21 protein-coding genes are annotated in these 24,987 nt (G+C 42.9%); 10 read left to right on the plus strand and 11 right to left on the minus strand.

Annotated elements, in window-relative coordinates; all coding sequences use genetic code 11:
* Positions 1-87 precede the first annotated feature (87 nt).
* On the plus strand, positions 88-1,449 hold the full coding sequence (locus H0262_RS04145) for a Na+/H+ antiporter family protein (protein WP_181209788.1): 1,362 nt from the start codon (positions 88-90) through the stop codon (positions 1,447-1,449).
* A gap of 244 nt (positions 1,450-1,693) precedes the next feature.
* Here H0262_RS04145 and H0262_RS04150 read toward each other — a convergent pair whose 3' ends face one another.
* A complete protein-coding gene (locus H0262_RS04150; protein ID WP_181209789.1) occupies positions 1,694-1,927 on the minus strand; it encodes a hypothetical protein in 234 nt (77 codons plus the stop codon).
* Positions 1,924-2,619 carry a 5-formyltetrahydrofolate cyclo-ligase gene (locus tag H0262_RS04155; RefSeq protein WP_181209790.1) on the minus strand — a complete coding sequence of 232 codons (696 nt, stop codon included), beginning with the start codon at positions 2,617-2,619 and terminating at the stop codon, positions 1,924-1,926. Before H0262_RS04155 ends, H0262_RS04150 begins: the two co-directional genes overlap by 4 nt.
* Before the next feature lie 143 nt (positions 2,620-2,762).
* Between H0262_RS04155 and fumC the strand changes: the two genes are divergently transcribed.
* From fumC to H0262_RS04170, 3 genes are all read left to right on the plus strand, one after another.
* Positions 2,763-4,166, plus strand: a complete 1,404-nt coding sequence (gene fumC / locus H0262_RS04160) for a class II fumarate hydratase (RefSeq protein ID WP_181209791.1) — start codon at positions 2,763-2,765, stop codon at positions 4,164-4,166.
* A gap of 296 nt (positions 4,167-4,462) precedes the next feature.
* Complete coding sequence (locus tag H0262_RS04165; protein ID WP_181209792.1) at positions 4,463-4,990, plus strand: peroxiredoxin; 528 nt, start codon at positions 4,463-4,465, stop codon at positions 4,988-4,990.
* Between the two features lie 212 nt (positions 4,991-5,202).
* Positions 5,203-5,991: a hypothetical protein gene (locus H0262_RS04170; protein ID WP_181209793.1), complete on the plus strand. Its 789-nt coding sequence runs from the start codon at positions 5,203-5,205 to the stop codon at positions 5,989-5,991.
* 151 nt (positions 5,992-6,142) lie between these two features.
* Here H0262_RS04170 and H0262_RS04175 read toward each other — a convergent pair whose 3' ends face one another.
* The 8 genes from H0262_RS04175 to H0262_RS04210 all read right to left on the minus strand — a co-directional run bounded on the left by H0262_RS04175 (position 6,143) and on the right by H0262_RS04210 (position 16,028).
* Positions 6,143-6,955 carry a MipA/OmpV family protein gene (locus H0262_RS04175; RefSeq protein ID WP_181209794.1) on the minus strand — a complete coding sequence of 271 codons (813 nt, stop codon included), beginning with the start codon at positions 6,953-6,955 and terminating at the stop codon, positions 6,143-6,145.
* 246 nt (positions 6,956-7,201) lie between these two features.
* Complete coding sequence (locus H0262_RS04180) at positions 7,202-8,248, minus strand: rhomboid family intramembrane serine protease (RefSeq protein ID WP_181209795.1); 1,047 nt, start codon at positions 8,246-8,248, stop codon at positions 7,202-7,204.
* Positions 8,249-8,347: 99 nt separating this feature from the next.
* Complete coding sequence (locus H0262_RS04185) at positions 8,348-9,556, minus strand: alpha-hydroxy acid oxidase (protein ID WP_181209796.1); 1,209 nt, start codon at positions 9,554-9,556, stop codon at positions 8,348-8,350.
* A gap of 192 nt (positions 9,557-9,748) precedes the next feature.
* Entirely contained in the window at positions 9,749-11,506 is a 1,758-nt protein-coding gene (locus H0262_RS04190) for an L-lactate permease (protein WP_181209797.1), read from the minus strand.
* Between the two features lie 243 nt (positions 11,507-11,749).
* On the minus strand, positions 11,750-12,961 hold the full coding sequence (glcF, locus tag H0262_RS04195) for a glycolate oxidase subunit GlcF (RefSeq protein WP_181209798.1): 1,212 nt from the start codon (positions 12,959-12,961) through the stop codon (positions 11,750-11,752).
* Between the two features lie 26 nt (positions 12,962-12,987).
* The gene (gene glcE / locus H0262_RS04200; protein ID WP_181209799.1) at positions 12,988-14,046 is read right to left on the minus strand and encodes a glycolate oxidase subunit GlcE; all 1,059 of its coding nucleotides are present in this window, start codon (positions 14,044-14,046) and stop codon (positions 12,988-12,990) included.
* Positions 14,043-15,521 (minus strand): FAD-linked oxidase C-terminal domain-containing protein, encoded by a 1,479-nt coding sequence (locus H0262_RS04205; RefSeq protein ID WP_011514205.1) that lies wholly within the window; start codon positions 15,519-15,521, stop codon positions 14,043-14,045. Before H0262_RS04205 ends, glcE begins: the two co-directional genes overlap by 4 nt.
* Before the next feature lie 198 nt (positions 15,522-15,719).
* Entirely contained in the window at positions 15,720-16,028 is a 309-nt protein-coding gene (locus H0262_RS04210) for a glutaredoxin family protein (RefSeq protein WP_181209800.1), read from the minus strand.
* Between the two features lie 227 nt (positions 16,029-16,255).
* On the opposite strand from H0262_RS04210, the gene mtgA reads away from it, so the two are divergent.
* The 5 genes from mtgA to H0262_RS04235 all read left to right on the plus strand — a co-directional run bounded on the left by mtgA (position 16,256) and on the right by H0262_RS04235 (position 20,763).
* On the plus strand, positions 16,256-16,942 hold the full coding sequence (mtgA, locus tag H0262_RS04215; RefSeq protein WP_181209801.1) for a monofunctional biosynthetic peptidoglycan transglycosylase: 687 nt from the start codon (positions 16,256-16,258) through the stop codon (positions 16,940-16,942).
* A 129-nt stretch (positions 16,943-17,071) separates the two neighbouring features.
* Entirely contained in the window at positions 17,072-19,360 is a 2,289-nt protein-coding gene (gene ppk1, locus H0262_RS04220; protein ID WP_220432378.1) for a polyphosphate kinase 1, read from the plus strand.
* A gap of 290 nt (positions 19,361-19,650) precedes the next feature.
* Positions 19,651-19,821: a hypothetical protein gene (locus H0262_RS04225; RefSeq protein ID WP_181209802.1), complete on the plus strand. Its 171-nt coding sequence runs from the start codon at positions 19,651-19,653 to the stop codon at positions 19,819-19,821.
* Positions 19,822-19,869: 48 nt separating this feature from the next.
* Positions 19,870-20,151 (plus strand): hypothetical protein, encoded by a 282-nt coding sequence (locus H0262_RS04230; RefSeq protein ID WP_181209803.1) that lies wholly within the window; start codon positions 19,870-19,872, stop codon positions 20,149-20,151.
* Positions 20,152-20,256: 105 nt separating this feature from the next.
* Positions 20,257-20,763 carry a hypothetical protein gene (locus H0262_RS04235; RefSeq protein WP_181209804.1) on the plus strand — a complete coding sequence of 169 codons (507 nt, stop codon included), beginning with the start codon at positions 20,257-20,259 and terminating at the stop codon, positions 20,761-20,763.
* Between the two features lie 251 nt (positions 20,764-21,014).
* On the opposite strand, the gene H0262_RS04240 is transcribed toward H0262_RS04235, so the two are convergent.
* Positions 21,015-21,788 (minus strand): tRNA-(ms[2]io[6]A)-hydroxylase, encoded by a 774-nt coding sequence (locus tag H0262_RS04240; RefSeq protein WP_220432366.1) that lies wholly within the window; start codon positions 21,786-21,788, stop codon positions 21,015-21,017.
* Positions 21,789-22,408: 620 nt separating this feature from the next.
* On the opposite strand from H0262_RS04240, the gene H0262_RS04245 reads away from it, so the two are divergent.
* Positions 22,409-24,613 carry a malate synthase G gene (locus H0262_RS04245; RefSeq protein WP_181209805.1) on the plus strand — a complete coding sequence of 735 codons (2,205 nt, stop codon included), beginning with the start codon at positions 22,409-22,411 and terminating at the stop codon, positions 24,611-24,613.
* The last annotated feature ends 374 nt before the right edge of the window (positions 24,614-24,987 follow it).

The raw sequence follows: 24,987 nt of genomic DNA on the forward strand, positions 1-24,987 counted from the left end.
TAAAAGGCTGAGACGACATAAGTAAATTGGCAGCATACCAAAATGGGTCGATAGTAGGCTAAAAAATATACGGTAAGGGGCAAGAATATGACCATCAATGCGGTGCTACTGGCGGTAGTCATCATGCTAGGGCTGTCTTTGGCGCGGGTACACGTGGTACTCAGTTTGTTAATCGGTGCGCTGGCAGGTGGGCTCATTGCTGGTCTCGGTATGACTGATACCTTGAACGCCTTTCAAGAAGGGATTAAAAACGGCGCGCAAATTGCGCTGTCTTATGCGCTGCTAGGTGCGTTTGCAGTAGCAATTGCACATTCCGGCTTGCCACAATCTTTGGCAGGGGCAGTGATTAAGCGCATTGATGCAGGCGGCACCAGTGGAATGATTAAATATATGCTGTTTGCAGGTCTTGTCACTATGAGCTGCTTTAGCCAAAACTTAATCCCTATTCATATTGCCTTTATTCCCTTGCTTGTGCCGCCATTATTATTGGCATTTAACCGCATGCATATTGATAGACGTTTAATTGCTTGTTTGATTACCTTTGGACTTGTCACGACTTATATGTTTATTCCGTATGGGTTTGGCGATATTTATCTCAATCAAATCATGCTTAAAAATGTTGGTGAAGCCGGTATCGATATCAGTAATATCTCGGTGACCAAAGCCATGGCGATTCCCGCTTTGGGTATGTTCGTGGGCTTACTGATTGCTGTATTTATCAGCTATCGTAAACCGCGTCAGTATCAGCAGCTAGCAATTGATAAAGCTGCGCATGATGAAGTGTTAGATAGTGACGAGTTAAGCAAAACTGCGGCTACTGCACAAACACAAAGTAAAATGAAGACGCTAGTGGCGATCGCAGCGATTGTCACTGCTTTTGTGGTGCAGCTATATACTGATTCATTATTGCTAGGCTCAATGTTTGGTTTTGGCGTCTTTATGGCGACAGGCGTGGTTAAATGGCGTGATGCCGATACGGTCTTTAATGACGGCATCAAGCTCATGGCGATGATTGGCTTTATTATGATTACCGCCCAAGGCTTTGCCGAAGTGATGAAAGCGACTGAGCAAATTCAACCATTGGTTGATGGAGCGGCATCGTTGTTTGCTGGTAACAAAGCGATGGCAGCATTTATTATGTTACTCATTGGCTTGATTGTAACTATGGGTATTGGCTCATCCTTTTCGACCATTCCAATTTTGGCAGCGATTTATGTCCCACTTTGTATTTCGCTTGGGTTTTCGCCATTGGCAACAGTAGCTATTATTGGAACGGCTGGTGCGCTTGGTGATGCCGGTTCTCCAGCGTCAGATTCAACATTGGGTCCCACCTCTGGTCTAAATGTTGATGGACAGCATGACCATATCAAAGACAGCGTGGTGCCAACCTTTATCCATTACAATATTCCGTTATTGATCTTTGGTTGGATTGCGGCAATGGTGCTTTAATTAACAATATAAACTCTTAATATCGATATAAAAAAGGCGAGTGATTTCATAATCATTCGCCTTTTTGATTTCTTATAGTCAGGGAAAAGTAATATCCATACATCATGTACTGCTGATATTAATTTTCTTTGCTTGCTGTGCCTACGCAGACAGAGGCTACAAAAAATTTATACCAGCAGTACTGTAGCGTTTTTAAGATATTTTAACTATATGATGATGTGATTTATGCCTTTCTTAATTAATACTACTCATCAAAATCCTCAATCTCACTATTTAACCCCCTCAAAAATTCATCACTTTGCGCCATTAATTCATTTAAACGGCGTTCATTGATAGTATTTGCTAACTCGTCAGCGCTAAAAGTCTGCTCTTGACTATAATAGAGCCGCTCATAATCCGCTTTTTCTAACTCTTGCAAATGTTGTTCGACATTCTCTGCACTAGAGTTAGTATCTAGAGATTTCCGATTATCTTTCATCGAAACCACCTCAAGCCACTTGGCGTAATTATGGCATCTAACGGCACATCCCATGATTGACGCTCTACTTGCTCAACCACTTGAAAGTCATAGCACCAGCCTATCTTTAACGGTTTTTTCGCTCCTGATTTATAGCTTTTGCTAAGCGTCGTATCATAAAATCCGCCACCCATGCCCATACGATTACCGTTCGAATCGACCGCCACCAATGGACAGATAATGACGTCTAGCTCGCGTGCCCATAGCAATCGGCGATGATGGTTTTGCTTCATGCCTAAGCTATGAATGCGTGTCGGTACATTTAATAACTTTGCATGATAAATAGGCACAAAGCGTAACCGCTTATCATCATTGCCAAATGAGCCGACCACCGGTAAATACGGTAAATAGCCTAAGCGTTGACACCAATCCAAAATTGGCTGAGTGGGCAGCTCACCAAAGCCATCATAATATAATCCGATACGTGCATTCGGCGGTAAGCGTTGCTGTAGCTTGACTAAATGCAAGCTTGCCATGCGTGCGTATTGTTTACGCTCATTATCCAAGAGCCTACGACGCTGGCGAGTAAAATGGCGTCTGGATGGGTTGCTAATGGTATCAGCTATTTGCACATTATTAGTAGCTTGACTGCTCACGGTAGATAACTCAGGTAGCGAACTGGTAGATTGTTGTTGGCTGGTGTTCTTAGACATCAGTTACCCTCACGGACGTGGAGAAATTTGTGATAAGTCATGCTATCATAACGCCACTTTACAGCGTATTTTTCTTTGTGTGCAGCAGCTGTTGCACTTTTTATGACAAACCATTCATTACCAAACCATCAAAGAGGGTAGTTATGTCAACACAGAATCAGGCAACTCGTACCGAAAAAGACACCATGGGCAATGTAGAAGTCCCAGCTGACGCTTATTGGGGTGCACAAACTCAGCGTAGCCGCGAAAACTTTAAAATCGGTGGCGAGACCTTGCCGCGTCCGATGATTGAAGCGATGGCACTGGTCAAAAAAGCCGCTGCGATTACTAATGCGAGCCTTGAGCGTATCGAAGATGATAAGCGCGATCTTATCGTGCAAGCCGCTGATGAAGTCATCAATGGTGGTCTAACGGATCAGTTCCCATTAGTGGTATGGCAGACCGGTTCTGGTACGCAGTCAAACATGAATATGAATGAAGTATTAGCGAATCGTGCCAATGAAATCGCAGGGAACGCGCGCGGCAGCTATACGCCAATTCATCCAAATGACCATGTCAACCATGCACAGTCTACCAACGACAGCTTCCCAACGGCGATTCGTGTTGCCGCTGCTCGTGAAATCAATAGCTTACTGATTCCAGCGGTAAAAGCATTGCGCGATACACTAGACGCCAAAGCCAAAGAATTTGATAGCATCGTGAAAATCGGTCGTACGCATTTACAAGACGCCACGCCTTTGACTTTAGGTCAAGAGTTTAGCGGCTATGTTAGCCAACTTGATCATTCATTGGTACGTATTGATAATGCGCTACAAGGCTTGTATGAATTGCCATTAGGTGGTACGGCGGTTGGTACTGGTCTAAACGCTCATCCTGATTATGCGGTAAAATCAGCTGAGCAATTGGCGACATTATCTGGTCTTCCATTTGTGACGTCACCGAATAAATTTGAAGCACTAGCTGCTCGTGATGCTGAAGTATTTGCTTCAAGCGCACTAAAAACGCTAGCAGGTAGCTTGAATAAAATCGCTAACGACGTACGTTGGTTGGCATCAGGTCCCCGCTGTGGTTTGGGCGAGTTGACGATTCCTGAAAATGAGCCAGGCTCTTCTATCATGCCGGGCAAAGTAAACCCAACCCAGTCAGAAGCAATGACCATGGTTGTGGCGCAAGTCATGGGTAACGATGTCACTATCAGCATGGCAGGCGCGTCAGGTAACTTTGAGCTAAACGTTTATAAGCCAGTTATCGCCTTTAACTTATTGCAATCTATCAAACTGCTTGGCGATGCGTGCAATAGCTTTAACGAAAACTGTGCTGTTGGTATCCAGCCAGTAAAAGACAAAATCGATGACTTCTTGCATAACTCATTGATGCTAGTGACTGCGCTTAACCGTCATGTTGGTTATGAGAATGCCGCGAAAATCGCTAAGACTGCTTATAAAGAAAACAAAACCTTGAAGCAAGTTGCGGTTGAGCTAGAACTGCTAACTGAAGCTCAGTTCGATGAGTGGGTAATCCCTGCTGATATGGTAAATCCTAAGTAAGCAGTAGACCAAATAATGATGTGCTACGGTGTCAGACTTGCTTAATGTACGATAGGTACCATTTGTACTGCTAGTAGCAGCATCATATTTGTTCCACTGAAAGTTTCGAAAACAAGACCTTGTCACTTCTTATACGAGAATGTGGCAAGGTTTTTTTTTGGTTTATATTTTTAAAGCTAGATCTACATCTTATATAGTGAATGTAATCTCAAAGATTGCTTATGGACTACTATAACTATTATCATATACATGCAGAATTTTGGAAAAAAAGACAATAACCTAACTCGGAGTAAACAATGATTACCCATGTACCTGATATGACTTTTAAAACTCGTGTTCGTGATGACTCTATTGGAGGAGACAACCCGTTCACATGGTATGATCTAACCACAGATGAGTTATTTGCCAATAAAAAAGTGGTTGTGTTTTCTCTACCAGGTGCGTTTACGCCAACTTGTTCGACCAGCCATCTCCCTCGTTATGAAGCGCTTTATAATGAGTTTAAGGCGTTAGGCATAGATGAAATAGTTTGCATTTCTGTCAATGATGCGTTCGTCATGTACCAATGGGGTCTGAAGCAAAACCGTGAAAACGTTTTCTTACTTCCTGATGGTAATGGTGAGTTCACTCGTAAAATGGGCATGCTTGTTGATAAGAGTAATGTTGGCTTTGGTATGCGCTCATGGCGTTATTCGATGGTTGTCGAAAATAAAGCCGTTAAAAAAGTGTTTAAGGAAGCTGATTTTGGCGACAACTGTCCAATAGATCCATTTGAAGTATCAGATGCAGACACCATGTTAGCGTATTTAAAAAGTAATGCTTAGATTCTATTGAGAAGTTAGAAATAAAAAAGACCTTGTCATGTAATGTGGCAAGGTGTTTTTTTCGGTTAAATTTTTGGAGCTAAGAGTTTGCAAAGCCTCAATAGGTAGGTAAAGTTTTGCGCTACTCTGTGACATTATTTATCTCTTCAATTTATGATATAAGTAATAATATCAAAAGATAGTAAACTACCATATCTACAGAGTACTTGAATATGAATTCAACGGATGCCGAATATACTGACCATAAAATATTTGAAGAACTTAATTATTATGCTAGCTTTTATGAGTCTTTATCCAACTCTGTCATGAGCTTCTCGACTAAAGGTACGTCAGCAATTGCTAATATGGATACTTATGTTTATATGTCCATGAGAGGCACCTTAGAGTCTATAGATTTAGTTTTAAAAAATGGTAATCTAAATGATGGTTATGCGTTATTAAGAAAATATTATGATTCTGTCATGATCAATGCGTACACAAATTTATATATCAATCAAAATTCAGAAATAGCAGATTTTTATGTTGCTGAGATCAATGATTGGCTGCATGGTAAAAAGCCATTGCCAAGAATGTCTAAGATGGCAAAATATTTAAAGAACTCTTTGCTTCTATCTGAAGTTAATGAGTTAATTGACTTGAATCAGCACTATGAAGGTATTAGAAATCGTTGCAATGATAATATGCACTACAATTTCTTTTCCTTAGTATTGCTTAATGATGGCAGAATATATTTGAAAGAGCGTTCTCAGCATCTTGAACAATTGCGAAAAGATGTTAGAAATGTATTCATACTTAATATTTCATACATCTTTATAATTAATGAACATTACATGGTCTCTTCAGATTATTTAGAACATTTAGAAATGGGTATGACGCCACCTGAAAATAGTCAGTACTGGGTAGCTCCGTTTATTCAAGAGATGTTAAATAAAATTCTTCTAGAAAATCGTCCAGATATTTTAGAATTATTGAAAAGATCCACAAATATGGAACTTGCTTAAATTTTTACTACTAATGAATTTAAGAGCATATATTGATTGAGTTAGAAGGATTTAATGCGTTGAAAGTTTAATGTTTCGTATCTATTACAGAATAAAAAAGACCTTACTACATTACGCAGTAAGGTCTTTTTTAATAATAATCTAAGCTCAACTAGAACTTATATAGCAAACCAAGCGTCGTCGTAGCATCAGTACGCGAGTCAACCATTGGACTGTCATATTGCTCATTTGGCAGATAACTTAAGCTTTGATTGGCAAAGCCCGCCCAGCGCTTACTGAAATCATAGTTGGCACTAACATTAATATAAGGATTCAAGCTTGAGTTGGCGGTATAAGCAGCGACGCCCGTTCTAGTTGACTCTGTATCACTTACCCCATAATAGTATTCATTGTAGTCGGCATCATTGTACTCAAATCCAACGCTTGGATAGACCGTTAGCTTGTTTTTGCTAATTTTACCAATATAGCTTAAGCGGGCAGTATTACCGCCGCTACGATCTAAGATATCTGTAGCGTATTGGGCACGAAAGCCACCAACCGGTGTCAGACGCGTATAGCTTAGTCCTGCAGCAGCAGAGGCTTTACGCTCATCAAGTCCTTTTAGTGCGCCAGTAGCATCATCAGGATCAAACTCACTGCCAGCAAGCTGAGCATAAGCAGCTAGCTGATTGCTGCCGTCATTGATAAGGTATACACCCGCTTGAGCACCGCGTGCGTAGATTCTATTATTGTCATAAAACACGCCTGGCAATACTTTTATCTCGGTGCTTTCTTCCAAATCGTAAGCAGATTTGACTGCCATGACGTTGACGCCGACGCTTAACTCAGCATCAGGATCTTTCGGTAGGTTTTTATTGAAGAGTGCTGCATTAGATAGGCTAGCTGCGCCAAGCATGGCAGTAGCCGTCAACGTACTAAGCAAAACGCGTATAAAAGTCGGTGATAGCGCTGATGATGTAGACATGATGTGCTCTCATAAGTGGGTGAAACAAAGGGATAAAAATAGTAAAACACGTAAGGATTTTTGTACGTTATAGTCGATTCATCTTAAAAACGATACAGTGCTATTGGCTATAAATTTTTTTGCAGCCTCTGTCACGCCTGCGAACAGCAAGCAAGAAAAAATTATAGCCAATAGCACGTTATTACAATCGTATCGCTTTTATTTTGAACTGACTATAGAATCCGTTAAATATAAAAGAGATATAGGCTAAACAGTACTTTGCTCAATGGCATTGAGCACTTCTATTAATTGCTGATGGATATCTTGCCACCACCACACAAAGCCAATGCTAATAAATAACATCACAATCCACGGCAGCAATTGCCAAATAAGCGCAGGTTTAATGGCTGTGCTTTTTTCATTCAGGGTTTCGTTAAGAGTAGGGCGAATAGGGTTGGTAGGGTTAATAGTTACGTTTGAGTTTATACCACTATTATTATCTACATGACTCTCATTATGCAAACTGTCATGATTTAAATGAAGGTTGGTTGAGTGAACATCATTATCAAAATAAGTATCGCTATTCACTGGCGTATTAATATAAGTGGTGTGATATTCGTTTTGTTGCTCACTTTGATAATGGGGTAAATAATCACTCTCGTAAGTGGCAATATTCTGTATGACAGCTGCCATACGTTGACGATAGGCAATCGCAAAAGCCAGTGCAATGATAAGACCGGTAATCGCACCGCCAATATGACCAGCATTGTCGATACCCGGCACTGCAAAACCATAAACTAGGTTGATGCCCATAATAAATATCAGGCTTTTAAGATTCAGCACCATACCATTGACTGATATCTTAAACAGCGCGGCGATTAATAACGCCGCGCCAATACCCATGATACCGCCCGATGCGCCCGCAGATAATCCAGCTTGCCCTGTCCCGTCCACAATACCTTGCCATGTGACGTAATTATTTAGTAAGTTGCCACCGATTGCTGCCAGTAAAAATAGCGCCAAAAACTTCGCTGAGCCAAACATCGGCTCGGCGATTTGACCAAAAAAGTACATGGCAAAACCATTAAACAATAAATGCATCAGCCCAATATGCAAAAACGCACTGCTGACCAAGCGCCATGGCTCATTATCCATGGTAAAAGGTAGAGCATTGGCACCCCATTTTACCAGCGCTTCAGTTGAGGGATTATTGGCATCGACACCCGTTAATACCTGCATGATAAACAGCCCGATAAAGCTGACTAATAACAAGGTGGTAACAGGCGCTGTCTTTAATAATTGTTGAATGGTCATAACATCTAATTATCAATAAAAAATTATCAGTACAGTATAAAGGGTATAGATAGTATAAAGAAAGCGACCAACAAGTCTAAGTAGCTATATCGTCTACACTTACCAGCGCATCGGTGCTACGTATGGCAAGGCAGTTTTGAGATGCTCGTAGGTACCTTTGACCAAGATATCATCGCGCACTTCATTGATATCGGTATGACCGCAAAACGCCATGCTGATATCACATTCGTTATAAATCAGCTCAAGCGCTCGGCGGACACCATCTTCGCCATACGCGCCAAGACCATAAAGAAAAGCGCGACCAATCATCGTGCCATTGGCTCCTAATGCCATCGCTTTGAGTACATCTTGCCCAGAACGAATACCGCTATCGAGCCAAACTTCAATCTGACTGTCTTCAGCACGCACGGCTTGTACGATATCGGCTAGAGATGAAATGGAAGAGGGCGCACCATCCAATTGACGGCCACCATGATTGGAGACCACTAGCGCATCGGCGCCGCTACGAGCTGCCAGTACAGCGTCTTCTGGCTCCATAATGCCTTTGATAATCAGCTTGCCACCCCACATGTCTTTAATACGAGCGACATCATCCCAGCTCAGTGCCGGATCGAACTGCTCAGCTGTCCATGCGGATAGCGATGAGATATCCTCGACGTTTTTGGCATGACCAACGATATTACCAAAGGTGCGACGCTTGGTACCCAGCATATTCATACACCATTCTGGCTTGGTCATCAGATTTAAGATATTGGCAAGCGTCGGTTTTGGCGGCGCAGATAGACCGTTTTTGATGTCTTTATGACGTTGACCGAGTACTTGTAAGTCGGCGGTCAGGATGAGCGCTGAGCAATTGGCTTCTTTAGCGCGGCGAATCAAATTGGCGATAAAGTCCATATCGCGCATCATATATAGCTGAAACCAAAACGGCTGGCTGGTATTTTCTGCTACATCTTCTATAGAGCAAATACTCATGGTCGATAGGGAAAACGGTACACCAAACTTTTCTGCTGCCTGTGCCGCGAGGATTTCTCCGTCTGCCCACATCATGCCAGTAAAGCCTGTTGGCGCAATCGCAACAGGCATTTTTACTGACGTGCCCAGCATTTCGGTGGCGAGAGAGCGTCCTTCCATATTGACCAATACCCGCTGACGCAGTTTGATACGGTCAAAGTCAGTTTCATTATTGCGATAGGTGGTCTCAGTCCATGATCCTGAGTCGACATAATCATAAAACATGCGAGGTACTTTGCGCTCAGCGACCCGTCGTAAGTCTTCAATTTCAGTAATTTTGCTCAAATTTTTCATAAGGTATTCCTTGTTGCTTATTTGGTAACCGTTTATTCATTATGATGCTGCGGTCATTCATTTTTTGTCGTTAATTATTAGATAATATTATCTTAACCGCGACATAAAACTGACGCTATCATAGTTAGTATAATAGCGTCAGTTCAAGTACTGAGTGCGGATTCACAGATTTACTAGTACAGCTAACTCATGTTAAGTAACGGTTTTTTTACTCGTTATTGCCATGATTCCAAAAAATGCGATTGGCCAAATGACAGCCAATATCCACCACCACATTTGACCGAAAATAATACCCATACCGATCAATCCTGCCTGAATCACATAGTATGTCATTGCGACTAAGGTTTTGCGAATAACATAGCCTTCTTTATCCATTAGACCAACCACCGCGCAAGCAGCAACGACGTTATGTACCGCAATCATATTACCAGCTGCGCCACCGACCGCTTGCAGTGCTACTACTTGTGCAGCAAGATTGACATCTAAGCCAATTTGACTAGCGGTTGACCACTGAAAGTAAGCGAACATCATATTACTGACGGTATTTGAGCCTGCAATGAACGCACCCAGCGCGCCAATCCACGGAGACACGAGTGGCCATGCATTTTGAAAGGCACCAGCGGCACTCTCAGCCAGTAAGATGGGCATAGCGGGTAGCGAATTTGCGACTTCAGCAGCTGACCCGGAGTTGATGAATACTTGTACCATCGGTACCGAAAACAGCAAGGCTGGTGCGGCGGCTACCATGGTTTTTGCAGAACTACTCCAACTACGTTTGACGGCTTGTCCGTTCATTTTGAACAACAAGATAGAGATTAAGGCAACAATAATTAGAATGATACCTGGAGAATAGGCAAGTTGGATTTTACTAGAAATAGTTGTACCAAAAAGATTGGTAAATTGTATAGTGGTCAAATCTCCAGTCAAAAATGCCTTCAGCGGTGCAATGACTCGAGTGATGATTAGTAGACCAATAACGATGAGATAAGGAGAAAATGCCCGAACCAAAGAAAATCTTGGTGCAATGGAATCATCAAACTTTTCTTCAGGTAACGAGCCTAGCCAGTCTTTATCCCATTTAGCGCGTGGCGCAAAATCAAAAATCTCTTTAGGCATCAAGAAGCCGCGCTTTGCTGCAGGAAGCACAATCATAAGACCGATAAAACCGCCGACCAATGATGGGAACTCAGGACCTAGGTATCTAGCCACCAAATAATAAGGAACGGTAAAGCAGAGACCAGCAAAAATTGCAAAAGGCCATACTTTGAGCCCTTCAACGAAGGAGCGATTTTTACCAAAGAACCGAGTCAAAAATCCACTCAAAAGTAACGGAATTAAAAAGCCTACCAGCGCATGTATCAGACCGATGTTACCCGCGATTTGTAATAGATAGTTTTCAGTTGAGAGTGGTGCAATCGCTTGCGTTATATCTGGCTTATCATTGATACCAGTCCAAACGCCAAGTAATACTGGCGTACCAACGGCACCAAATGATACGGGCGTCGACTGAATAATTAACATAGCCATAACTGATGCCATCGCTGGGAAACCTAAAGCGAGCAACAACGGTGCACCGATAGCAGATGGCGTACCAAATCCTGATGAGCCTTCTATCAGCGAGCCGAATAACCACGCCACAATGATAACTTGAACGCGTCTATCGGGCGAGATATCCATAAAGCCTTTACGAATAGCGACAATAGCGCCCCCTTCCTTCAAAGTATTCAGCAATAAAATAGCCGCAAATACAATAAATAAAAGCGTGAGTGCGACGATGATGCCGTTTACAGTCGCGGCTGCGACTTGGGCGCCACTGGCTTGCCAAACGAACAACGCTAATAGCGCGGTTACTAAATAGGCAACGCCCATAGAAATCTTGGCAGGGAGCCGCAACATTACAAGCAAAACGAGTACTACCAGAATAGGCGCTAAGGCCAAAAAAGTGTACATAATAAACCGTCCTTGGTATATGTAGTTGAAGTCATCTTTGAAATATCATTGAAGGATATTTCTTTTTTCTTTATCAGTATTAAGCCAAAAGAAGCCCGTAGTTTTTTGGTGCTGCGGGCGTCATTCAAATGGCAGTAGAGAACTTATTTCAAAAATTAGCTGAGACCTTGTATTCTTTGTTAAAGTAGTTAAGAGCTGATTATGATTGTCCTTTACAATCCGCTTAACTCATTATAGTTGGTTCTATTGTGGGTCTAACAATTCTATCCAATGCTTGACTGGGACGGACGCATGGCTGCCTAAATGCAATTGGCATCCGATATTGGCTGTCACAATCTGATCTGGGTTATCGATGGTAAGATCGTTGATTTTATTGGTGAGTAGTTGCTGGCTAAGCTTAGGCTGAAGGAGCGAGTAAGTACCAGCAGAGCCGCAGCATAAATGTCCGTTTTGGGTTTTAGAGAGCTCAATCCCAGCGCGTTGCAATATCTGCTCAACATGACCGCCTAACTGCTGAGCGTGCTGTAGCGAGCATGGGCAGTGGACAGCGGTCTTGCGATTCGTCTGTTTTACTACCAACTTCTCTAGGTCCTCTTTGATCAAAATTTCACTCAGGTCTCGGGTCAGTGCACTGATACGCTTGGCTTTAGCTGCATAAGCGTCGTCATGTTTGAGTTTTTCGCCGTACTCCTTGACCATCGAGCCGCAGCCTGAAGCGCTGATAACAATGGCTTCAGCCCCAGCCTCAATATATGGCCACCACGCATCGATATTGCGCCGCATAAACGCAAGCCCTTCTTCATGAGCAGGTATGTGATAGCTCACAGCGCCGCAACATCCGGCATCTGGCGCAGCAATCAAGCTGATGCCTAGCCTATCAAGTACTCGGGCGGCGGCATTGTTGGTATTGGGAGTGGCAGAAGGTTGGGCGCAGCCCTCTAGCACCAGCATTTGACGCGAGTGTTGCTGTGATGGTCGCGGACGGGTGATTTGCTTAACAGGGACTTGGGCTTTTAAGTCGCGAGGCAAAAAGGAGCGAAACAATTGCCCGAGTTTTAAAAGAAACCCGAAGCGATGCGGATAGGGCAACACCTTTCTGATAAGCCAACGTTTAAGCCTTTGATCGGCAGGTCGCGACAGCTGTTCTTCCATAATATCACGGCCGATTTCAGCCAAGCGGCCATATTTTACCCCAGAGGGGCAAGTGGTTTCGCAGCTACGACAAGTCAAACAACGGTCTAAATGAAGTTGGGATTTTTCGCTAACATCACCAGTTTCAAGCATTTGTTTTAGTAAATAAATACGACCGCGAGGACCGTCACGCTCATCGCCAAGCTCTTGATACGTGGGACACGTGGCATTACAAAATCCACAGTGAACGCAAGTGCGCAAAATATCATCGGCTTCTTGAATATCTGGGTGATCCAGATATTTTATATTGATTTGAGTTCGCATTACGACTTCCTTGTCATCGAGCTAATTTACATCCAGCTGTATAAACGATTGGGATTGAAAATACCATTCGGATCAAAGGCGTGTTTGAGGCGTTGGTGGAGCTTTTGGAGCGCCTCAGACTGAGTATGAAAGACCTCCTGACTCCTGTCACCACCGCGATAAAGGCTGACCTGACCACCTGCAGCCTCAGCGAGCGCTTCTAATTTGTCCACGGTAAAGTCGCCACGAAGCCAGCGCTGTGATCCTCCCCAATCAATCAGCCAATCTTCCTCTGGTAGCATATGCGCCGCGCTACTTTTTACAGAAAACCGCCACAATGAGGACGCGTCTAAGAAATAATCCAATTGCTGCTCACGAAGCATTGACCAAAACGCATCTGTATCCTCTAATATTGCGCCTTGCCACTGGTTGACAGTACTGTCTACCGCACTTCGCGCGCCTGCCAAGCGCAAATACAAATGATTGTCAAACCAACAAGCCCCTGTCAAGGGTTTGGATTGTCCTGAGAGACGGTTCATTGTCTCAATAGCCTTTGCAGCGTCCATTTCCTGCTTAATAGTCACAGTGGCGGCAGGCTTAGGCATGACTTTTAGACTGACTTCAGTGATGATACCCAAAGTGCCCATCGCGCCTGCTTGCATCCGTGAGACATCATAACCGGCGACGTTTTTCATCACCTGACCGCCAAAGCGCAGTTCTTCTGCATGGCCATTAATCAGGCGAATGCCTAAGACATGGTCTCTTATTGAACCGCTCCAAGGTCTTGCTGGGCCTGATAAGTGGCAAGCCAATGTACCGCCCAAGGTTGCTTGTCCGTCAAATGTCGGTGGCTCAAATGCTAAGCACTGATTGTGTTCGGCCAATGCGCTATTAATCTCAGTAATTGAGGTTCCAGCACGAGCAGTCAGCACCAATTCGATCGGCTCATAACTGATGATGCCTTTGTGCTCGCTAAGACTGATGGGGTCGCCTATTGGCTCACGTGCCATAAACTGCTTACTGCCCCCGCCCATGATTTGTAGGGCTGTGCCGTCATGGCTGGCTTGCATTACTCGCGCAATCAGCTCTTGACTGATGTCTGTCATGCCAGATCTCCTTGCTGTGGTTGAGAATCATGGTTGTGTTGCGTTCTGTCAAGGGTACGGTACTCTTGACAGCGCTTGAGCACTGGAATGCCCTTACCTGGATTTAGCGTACCGATTGGGTCAAAGGCGTGCTTGATTGCATGAAATTGTGTCAGCTCTTGATCGTTAAACTGAATCGTCATTTGGCGGATTTTTTCGACGCCAACCCCATGCTCACCAGTTATGCAGCCGCCTACCTTGACGCAAAGCTCTAAAATACGGCTGCCGAACTCTTCAGTGCGCTCAAGCTCTCCTGGGACATTGGCATCAAATAAGATAAGCGGGTGCAAATTGCCGTCCCCAGCATGAAACACGTTGGCGACGCGCAGACCGTATTCATCTGAGAGTTTTTGCATTTCGGTTAGGACATGGGCAAGTTGGCTACGCGGAATGGTGCCATCCATGCAGTAGTAGTCAGGGGATATTCGTCCGACAGCGGGGAATGCAGATTTTCGACCTTTCCACAATAAGGCGCGCTCCGCCTCACTTTGTGAGACACGTGTTGTGGTTGCGCCAAGCTCGATAAACAGCTGCTCAACCTCTGCAATCTGTTCTTGAACTTCCGCCTCGCTGCCATCTAACTCACACAGCAGCAAAGCTTGGGCGTCAATTGGATAGCCTGCATGAGCAAACGCTTCGGCGGCTATGATGGCAGGGCTATCCATCATCTCAAGTCCGGCTGGAATAATACCTTTGGCAATCACGCCGCCGACCGCGTCCCCTGCGGTCTGAACATTATCAAAAGCGGCCATAATGACCTGAGCCTTTTCAGGGCTAGGTAGCAGCTTGACCGTCACTTCAGTAATCACCCCAAGTAGACCCTCAGAGCCAGTAATCAAAGCCATCAAATCAAAGCCGTTGCTATCAAGACCTTCACTACCAATAGTAATGAGATCCCCCTCGACTGTGACCATCTCAACTTTTAATAAATTGTGAGTGGTCAGACCATATTTGAGACAATGGACGCCGCCTGAGTTTTCGGCGACGTTGCCACCGATGGAGCAGGCAATCTGTGAGGAGGGGTCTGGGCCATAATACAAGCCATATTGTCTAGCCGCCTCACTAATAGCAAGGTTACGGACACCTGGCTGCAAACGTGCGCTACGGGCAAGTGGATCAATATCAAGGATATGTTTAAATCGTGACAACACCAATAAGACGCCATCAGGGTTGGGCATTGCGCCTGCACACAAACCCGTACCGGCACCGCGCGCGACCACAGGGATTTGATAGCGATAACAGATTCGCATTACCTCACAAACTTGCTCAACGGTTTTTGGGAGCACCGTAATGAGTGGCATATCGCAATATACCGATAAGCCATCACACTCAAAAGGCTTTTGAGTCTCCTCATCATTGATCACGTACTGAGGCTCAATAAAATCGCGAAATAGCTCTACTAAAGCAGCTTTATCAGGTCTTTGGCTCTGATTCATGGTGGCATTCCTTTGCTCACTAAATTGTCGACACTCACTGTATTATTATACAGATGACCTTAAGCTTATAATAAAAAGGGAAAGATTAGCTATCAATATATTAGCTAAAACTGAATAAAATGATATGTAATGTTTTGAATTAGTAAGAATTAAGCTTGTTTGTGGCTGTATTGAATAAGCGAGCAGGGGCTGGCAGGGTTACAATAAACGCTGTAAATCCAGTACTGAAAATGGATAATCTAAGCGTTTTGTCGGTGTCAAGATGACGGGAATAGTTGTCGCAAAGGCCATCATAAGCGGCTCAGAGAAATCGGCAATATCGACAGGCTCGTAAGTAACGCGTTGCACCACTTGTAACTGTGTTATCAGCTGTTCAGCAGTATCACATAAATGACAACCTGAGGTGCCGAGTAGCCACCATTTGGTTATATTTTCAGGAGAACCAAGCTCAGGTTTTTCTTCAATCATATGAGCACGCAATGTGCTTATATTATTATTCTCGTACATAGCTATTCTCTTATATTAATCCTAAAGGCAAAGCTTACAAATTCAACGTTCATTTTTGCTGATTTTTTACGTGTACTCATGTGACATGATAAAGAAGTGGGGTAAATAATGACAGCGATTGTGAGATTAGGTAAGATGAGCTGCTATTTATAATTGCTGACCTATATTGCTAGGCTAAGCGCTCCTTACTTCCTCTAACTATCTTTTCAATCACTTGGACAACACGCATGACAAGTTTTGGCAAATTTATCAAACGACTCTTATTGGCATTGATGGTGTTGGTCGTCGCATTCCATGTGTTGGTTGCAGGGCTGTTATTAATTTGGAAAACGCAGCCGATTAATAACAGCATGTTTATGCTCACCCATCGCATTATGGGCGGTGATGTTAGCCAAACTTGGGTTGAATATGACGCGATTGCCAAATCTGCGAAGCAAGCGGCGATTGTCAGTGAAGATTCGACGTTTAGCCAGCATAAAGGCTTTGATATGAAAGGCATTAAGGCGGCACAGAAAAAGAATGAAGCGACTGGCAAGATGTCGGCAGGCGGCTCAACCATCACTCAGCAATTGGCTAAAAATCTGTTTTTGACTTCGCATCGCTCTTATACGCGTAAAGCTGAAGAGGCAGTTCTCACCATAATGATTGAGACATTGTGGGATAAGCAGCGGATTTTGACCGCGTATTTGAATGTAGCAGAGTTTGGCAATGGTATTTATGGTGTTGAAGCGGCAGCGCAGTATTATTTTGATAAATCAGCTGCTAATCTCAATCGTGATCAGTCAGCCTTATTGATTGCCATGCTAACCAATCCAAAATACTATGAAAGTCATCAAAGCGATAAACGCCTGCGTAATAAACAACGTATCATAAAAAAGCGTATGAAAAATGCTGTATTGCCACAGTCTGCTTAAATATAGCTAGAATTAACGGTAACAATAGAATAATAATTAAAAAGTATAGTATAAAAATGCTGATAGGATAAGATTGATATAAAAATGATAGCAGTTTGATAACAGTCATAGGAGTGGAGCGTGGTAGAGATGGATAATAAGCACAGTAATAGTGATAAGACCGCTGATGTTATTGAGACATATATTGATGAGAATAATGATGTCAATAGAGAGAGTGACACAGATAAAGTAGACGGTGCCATTAATACCAGCAATCCTCCTACCGATGAAAGCCTTATTAATCCGTATGGCAACCAGGCTTTAACCGAGATTGATTGGCAACGCTCGGAAGATGGTAATTATTCACCCAGCAGCTATATCAATCGTGACTTGTCTTTACTACAGTTTCATCTGCGGGTCTTAGCACAAGCGGCAGATCCCCACCATCCTTTGCTTGAGCGTTTATTCTTTTTAATGATTTTTTCATCCAATATCGATGAGTTTTTTGAAATTCGCGTTGCTGGTATTATGCAAAAGCTCAATCTGGGTGATGTGTCGACCAGTGTACATGGTATGCGTCCCAGTGAAATTCTTAATGAAATATCAGCAGTGACTCATGATGCCATCGCTGAGCAATACCGTATTTTAAATGAAGATATTTTGCCGGCACTGGCACTTGAGGATATTCGTTATTTAAAGCGCGATGAGTTGAATAGCGAGCAATCCGCATGGATGAAGCGCTATTTTACTGAGCAAGTCTCGCCAGTATTGACACCTATTAGCATTGATCCTGCGCATCCATTCCCGCGCTTGGTGAATAAAAGCTTGAACTTTATTGCGACGTTAGAGGGCAAAGACGCCTTTGGTCGCGATATCAATTTGGCAATCGTACCCGCGCCGCGTAGCTTGCCGCGCGTGATTCGCCTGCCTGATGAATTGACTGGTGGCAAAGAGCACCATGTGATGTTATCAGCGATTATCCATGAGCATATCGGTGAGCTATTCCCTGGTATGAATGTCACCGGCTGTCATCAATTTAGACTGACGCGTAATGCGGATTTGGACTTGGCAGATGATGTTGATGACATTGCCAAAGCCTTAGAAGGTGAGCTTGAAAACCGCCGCTTTGGTGATAAAGTGCGCCTTGAAGTCACTACTGAATGCCCAACGCCAATTAGTGATTATTTGCTTAATGAGTTTGAGTTACATGACAACCAATTATACCGCGTCAATGGACCTGTCAACTTAACGCGTTTGTTGTTTGATTTTAATATCCCGTCCTTGCGTTATCAGCCCTTCACCCATGTGATACCAAAACCGTTTCGCCGCGAAGTCGACAAGCTTGATAAAGCAACCAGTATGTTTGCTGCCATGCGTAAAGGCGATGTATTGGCGCATCATCCGTTCCATGCTTTTTCGCCGATTATTAATTTACTTTGGCAAGCTGCCAGTGATCCAAAAGTATTAGCGATTAAGCAAACGCTTTATCGTTCAGGTACCAATTCAGAAATTGTCAAAGCGCTAGCCGCAGCAGCACGTAATGGTAAAGAAGTGACAGCAGTCATTGAGTTACGCGCGCGTTTTGATGAAGCGTCTAATATTGCTGTTGCCAACTATCTGCAAGAGGCAGGGGCAGTAGTGGTCTACGGTATTGTTGGCTACAAAACCCACGCTAAACTCATGCTCATCGTGCGCCGCGAAGAGGGGAAAATGCGCCGTTATGTGCATTTAGGCACGGGTAATTATCACGCAGCAAATGCTAAAGTCTATACCGATTATGGATTATTCAGCGCGGATCCTGATATCTCAGAAGATGTCCACAAGATATTCCAAGAGCTGACCGGCATGGGTAAACCTGCTAATCTCAAAAAGCTATTGCATGCACCATTTACCTTGCATGATAAATTGATGAGCTTTATCGATGATGAGATTACTCATGCCAAGGCGGGCAAGCGCGCTCATATTATTGTCAAAGTAAATGCCTTAACCGAACGTCGTTTGATTGATAAACTATATGATGCGTCACAAGCAGGGGTCAAAATTGAACTGATTTTGCGTTCCATATGCTGTCTGCGTCCGCAAGTGAAGGGTCTGTCTGAGAATATCACCGTACGTTCTGTTATCGGTCGTTTTTTGGAGCATACTCGCATCTATTACTTCTATAATGATGGTGATGAGCGATTGTACTGTGGCAGCGCCGATTGGATGGATCGTAATTTGTTCCACCGTGTAGAGGTAGCATTTCCCATTGAAGATAAAAAATTGTCTAAGCAAATTTATCAAGATGGACTTTTGAGTTACCTCCAAGACAATAAGCAAGCGTGGATACTCAGCGGTGACGGTAACTGGCAACGAACCAAGCCAGCGGCGGATGAAGCGCCTCACATTGCTCAAGAGCATTTATTAAAAGTGATTAATCGTGTTGGCGAGCCGGTATAACTGTCTTGTTTATTAGCGGTTATTAAGTTGGTTAATCTCATTTAGTATTTTTAATGTTATCCAATTTTTTCAACAAATATAACAGCCAAGCATAGGGATTACTCTGTGCTTGGTTTTTTTTGCCTACCAATCCTGCTTTCTGGTTACAAACTGTCTGGTAAGCTCACACTTATTCACATATTTATACGGCAGTACACTGGTGAGCGTATCAAATTTATTCTTATAATTAGATAGATAGATATAAAAATTCACCCTTATGACGTATCTCAATAAGAAAACAGGATTTCACCATGAGTCACACCAACAATAATAGCTCAGATATCAAAAAAGCCGCTGAGGAATCAGACAGCCAGCAGATTGAGAAAAATTTAGAAAATGGCAAGCCAGTTGATGCACCAGAATTATTAACAGAAGAAGAGCAAACTTCTTTTATCAACGATGATTTACGTACAGACAAATAGTTAGCAAAAAATTATTGAACTCCATACTACTAAAGCGAGGGAAATGCCATGTCACATGATAGTCAGTCAGACAATACTCAAACTAACAACATGCACCCAAATAATGAAAAGCCCGTATCCGTCAACGATCCAGCGAAGCTGCATCCAGATAATCCATCGGACAGTTATGAAGGTCGTAAGCACGAACCCGAAATTGATGGACCTCAGCAGGAGTCGCAGGAGACGGATGAGATATACGCTGACCCACGCAAAGAAGAAAATCTGCCTCCAGGTGGAAAAAATGTTGGCGATCTAAACGCCTATGATTTATCGCAAAAAGGCAATGAATAGTTTTTCATCGTCATGACTATCTAAACTCACATACAAATGATTATTGTCAGATGTCAGATGATAAAGAAATAACAAGAAAGATAAATTAAAAATAAGGATATTACGATGGAAACGAAAGATCCGGCATTAACCAAAACGCTTCTCAACAGTAATGATGGTCATATCGAAAATACGCCTGCGCGCACGGTCGACACCAGCGCAGCTCATGATAATACGGAAAAAAGCACCGAGACATTTCAAGAAACAGTCATTGGCACTAGATATGCGAGCGATGATATCCAGCATGGTGACCATACACATGAAGACATTCATCATAATAGTCATAACGTGATGTCTACCGATGATAGTATTGAAAATCATACCACTATCAATAAAGGAACAGATACGTTCCAAGAGAGTGTGGTAGGCTCAGAACATGTTAATGATGGCGATAATGCTGCCCGTCAGCCAGATCGCCGCGATCAAGAGGGCAATGCTTTTGATGATGGTATCAATGAACATACCACTATTGATCAAGGAGCTAAAAGCGTAGGGATTAATGATTTAAATCGCTATGCAAATATTGATAATGCTCAAACCCGTGTGTTAAATCCGGATGAAAAAGATTTTTAAAACATTTAGTCAATGCAGATAACTTGAAAAAGGTGCTGCAAGTAATGACATACGATATGTCGCTTGCAACACCTTTTTTTGTTTTATTGATAGCATAGTCGATTGAATTTAAAAAGAACACAGTACTGCTGGGATAAACTTTTCAAAGCCTCTGGAGTGCGAAGCGCACAGCAAGCGAGAGAAATTTATCCCAGCATAATGCTATTCTGAGCGTAACTCTTTTATATTTAACTCACTATAGATTTAATAAATTAGAGAGCAATAGGGTCGCCGCTATGAAAACGCAGCTCAGTATCTGGAGTTGATATCAACTCTGCTTCCACTTCTTTAAAGAATGCCACACGATCATCGATATTGTCTTCAGACAATGACTGCGCTAGTGCCAAATAATCCTCAAAATGACGGCTTTCTGATTTTAATAAATAACGATAGTATTTTGCCAAACGCTCATCATTGATAACCTCAGAAAGGGCCGCAAAACGCTCACAAGAACGTGCCTCGATAAATGCACCAATAATCAGCACATCTACCATTGCAGCGGGTTCATAAGTGCGCTTGTGTTTTAGCATCCCTTTGGCATAGCGTCCAGCACTTAGATATTTCCATGCTTGCCCGCGCTCATTCATAATGCCGAGCACTTGCTCATAGTGCAGCATTTCCTCACGTATCAATTGTGCCAATTTACGCTGTAAATCATAAGAGAACTCATAGCGAAAGATGAGATTCATCGCGGTACCGGCGGCCTTTTTTTCACAATTGGCATGGTCTTGAATAATCAGCGGTAAGTTATTAACAGCGGCGTTGACCCAAGCTTGTGAGGTTCGTGCGCCCAAGAAATCGAAAATAGGCGATAAATCTACCTTTAGTGGCGTGCTGAGTTGGGTAATAGAAATGATATCAACGCTATCATTACTACTGTTATCTTCAGAATCTATTGCAAATTGGCTTCCTACTGTAGTTGAAGGCTCAGATTGCAAATTAGAAGTAGTTTTAGGTATGGATGTATTTTCTTGGTTTATGGTCATGGTTTGCTTAGACTTTATCGATGAGTGGATGAATAAAATAATGAAAAAAAGTAGATATATACGCGCGATATGTATTTAAATTCTCTAAAATACTTTGATATGATAGATAACCATTACGCATAAATTAATATCGTAATGATTACTTACAGTTTATACTTGTGAGTAATATAGTAGGATAGGATAGTAAGATAATCGTTGCTGGCGCATATAGTATATAGACTATCATTTATCTACAGCACAAGCATTTAGTTACTAAATGGGGTTTCCTTGTTTATTGCCTTATTTGGTAGTAGGATAATATTTTGCTTTTAACGTATTTTGTCTTACTATTGCTTGTCAGCTGATAGCAGGTAGCCAATAGTATATCAACTATCAATCGCGTCTCAAAATCTAAGGTTTATAGCCTATCTTTATGTAAAACCTATCTAGATAATACAACGTTAAATACTGCTCAAATAATGACAGCCGAGGTAACGCAGCAGCAAATTTACTTGGCTTGTAGCTTATTTATTACTTTGCAACCCTGCTTTATGCGCCCTTTTGCATGACTGTGTACATGGACGAGGTATGTTTTAGCAACCCAGTATCAACAAATCTAACAAACAGATAAGGATAACAGTATGAGCCAGTCTTCTAATGCCAATCGTGTTCAAAAAGGCATTCTTGCCATTGATCAGCAGCTGTTCGATTTTATCGAAAATGAAGTGCTGCCGAAAGTCGGTATTGATTCAGACGGTTACTGGTCAGGTTTCGAAAAGGTCATCAAAGAGTTTACGCCACGTAATAAATCACTGCTTGCAACGCGTGCTAAGATTCAAGGACAGATTGACCAATGGCACCTGCAACATCCTACCAAAAATGGCGATATTGATTATCCAGCGTACAAAGCATTTTTACAAGAAATTGGCTATCTGTTGCCAGAAGGCGAAGCATTCAGTGTCAGCACAGAAAACGTCGATGATGAGATTGCCCGCATTGCAGGACCGCAGCTGGTAGTACCAGTACGTAATGCCCGCTATGCGTTGAACGCCAATAATGCGCGTTGGGGCAGCTTATATGATGCTTTATATGGCACCAATGTTATCAGTGATGAAAATGGTCAAGAAGCAAAAGGTGGCTACAATCCAACACGTGGCGCAGCCGTCGTCGCTTATGCCAAAAAATTCCTAGATGAAAACTTTGCCTTAGCATCAGGCTCCTATAGCGATGTAACAGGTCTTAGAGTCGTTGATGGTAAGCTTGAAATTGCGCAAGGCGATAGCAGCACGCAACTAAAAGATGCTGGACAGTTTGCAGGTTTTGTAGGCGACGCTGATAGTCCTAGCGCTGTGTTATTAAAGAACAATAACTTGCATGCTGAGATTCAAATTGATGGCAATCATCCCATTGGCAAAGATGATCCTGCACATATCAAAGACGTGTTATTAGAGTCGGCGCTGACCGCGATTCAAGATTGTGAAGATTCCATCGCTGCTGTTGATGCAGAAGAGAAGGTTGAAGCGTATCGTAATTGGTTTGGCTTGATGAATGGCGATTTGCAAGAAACCTTTGAGAAAGGCGGCAAGACCCGTACGCGTAAACAGAATCCTGATCGCGAATATACTACGCCAGAGGGTGATACGCTGACCTTGCCAGGTCGCTCACTTTTATTGCTACGTAACGTCGGACATCTCATGCAAAATCCATCGATTTTGGTAGATTTAGGCAATGGTCAAGAAGAAGTTTTCGAAGGTTTAATGGATGGTTTGATTACGCCTTTATTATCATTGAATGATTTAAAAGGTAAAACCGAGCTATCAAACTCACGTAAAGGTTCAATGTATATTGTTAAACCAAAAATGCATGGTCCTGATGAAGTGAAGATGGCGAATGACTTGTTTAACGCCTCAGAAGACCTACTGGGCTTAGAGCGTTATACGATAAAGATCGGAATTATGGATGAAGAACGCCGTATGACGGTCAACTTAAAAGAAGCCATTCGCCAAGCAAAAGAGCGTGTTATTTTCATCAATACCGGCTTCTTAGATCGCACAGGTGATGAGATGCACACCAGTATGAATGCAGGTCCATTTGTTCGCAAAGGCGATATGAAGTCGCAAACGTGGCTGCCTGCTTATGAGCAATGGAACGTCGATATCGGTCTTGAAGTAGGCTTACAAGGTCACGCGCAGATTGGTAAAGGCATGTGGGCAAAACCTGATGAAATGCAAGAGATGATGGACACCAAGATTGCCCATCCGCAAGCAGGTGCCAATACGGCATGGGTGCCATCTCCAACGGGCGCTACCTTACACAGCATGCACTATCATCAAGTCAATGTTGCTGAGGTTCAAGACAGTCTGAAATCACGTGCGCGCGCTAGCGTAGATGATATCTTAACCATTCCATTGGCAACAGATACAAATTGGACTGAAGAAGAAAAACAGCAAGAGATTGATAATAATGCTCAAGGCATCCTAGGCTATGTCGTACGTTGGGTAAACCAAGGTGTTGGTTGCTCTAAAGTACCTGATATTAATGATGTCGGCTTGATGGAAGATCGTGCGACATTGCGTATCTCAAGTCAGCATATTGCTAATTGGTTACACCATGATGTGGTCAGCGAGCAGCAAGTGATGGACGCTATGAAACGTATGGCTAAAATCGTCGATGAGCAAAATGCTGGTGATGCTGATTATCAACCAATGGCAACTGACTTGGACAACTCCTATGCTTTCAAAGCCGCTTGTGATTTGGTGTTTAAAGGTCGCGAGCAGCCAAGTGGTTATACTGAGCCATTATTGCATCAAGCACGTCTAGATCTAAAAGCCAGTGTTGGCTGCTAAAAGTTAAAACAAGACTGAATTTAGCAATCAGCACCCTTTAAGCGAGGTAAGTGACTGTCAATTTTTAGTACTGTTAATTGCCAAAATTTTTAGCGTTTCTGATTTCCTTTGTAATTCTCACCCTTATTCGTTTTAAACGAGTAGGGGTGTTTTTTGTCAAAATTTTCTTTAAGGTAAAACCTTATACAGAGGGTGGGTTTGAAAGTTTTTCCCAATTAAAGCTTCAAAAAAATGTTGCAAATTATGTCAAAGTTGTTATGCTTGTAGCTGAAGTATGAGTTTGGTAACGGATGTTACGCAACAGAGCGATAAAGACCAAAGTTTACATGGCAGTTACTTTTTTAATCCCAGTTATGTAAGTCATGGTTTTTTTC

The organism is Psychrobacter sp. D2 (assembly GCF_013608135.1).
GTDB lineage: Bacteria > Pseudomonadota > Gammaproteobacteria > Pseudomonadales > Moraxellaceae > Psychrobacter > Psychrobacter cryohalolentis.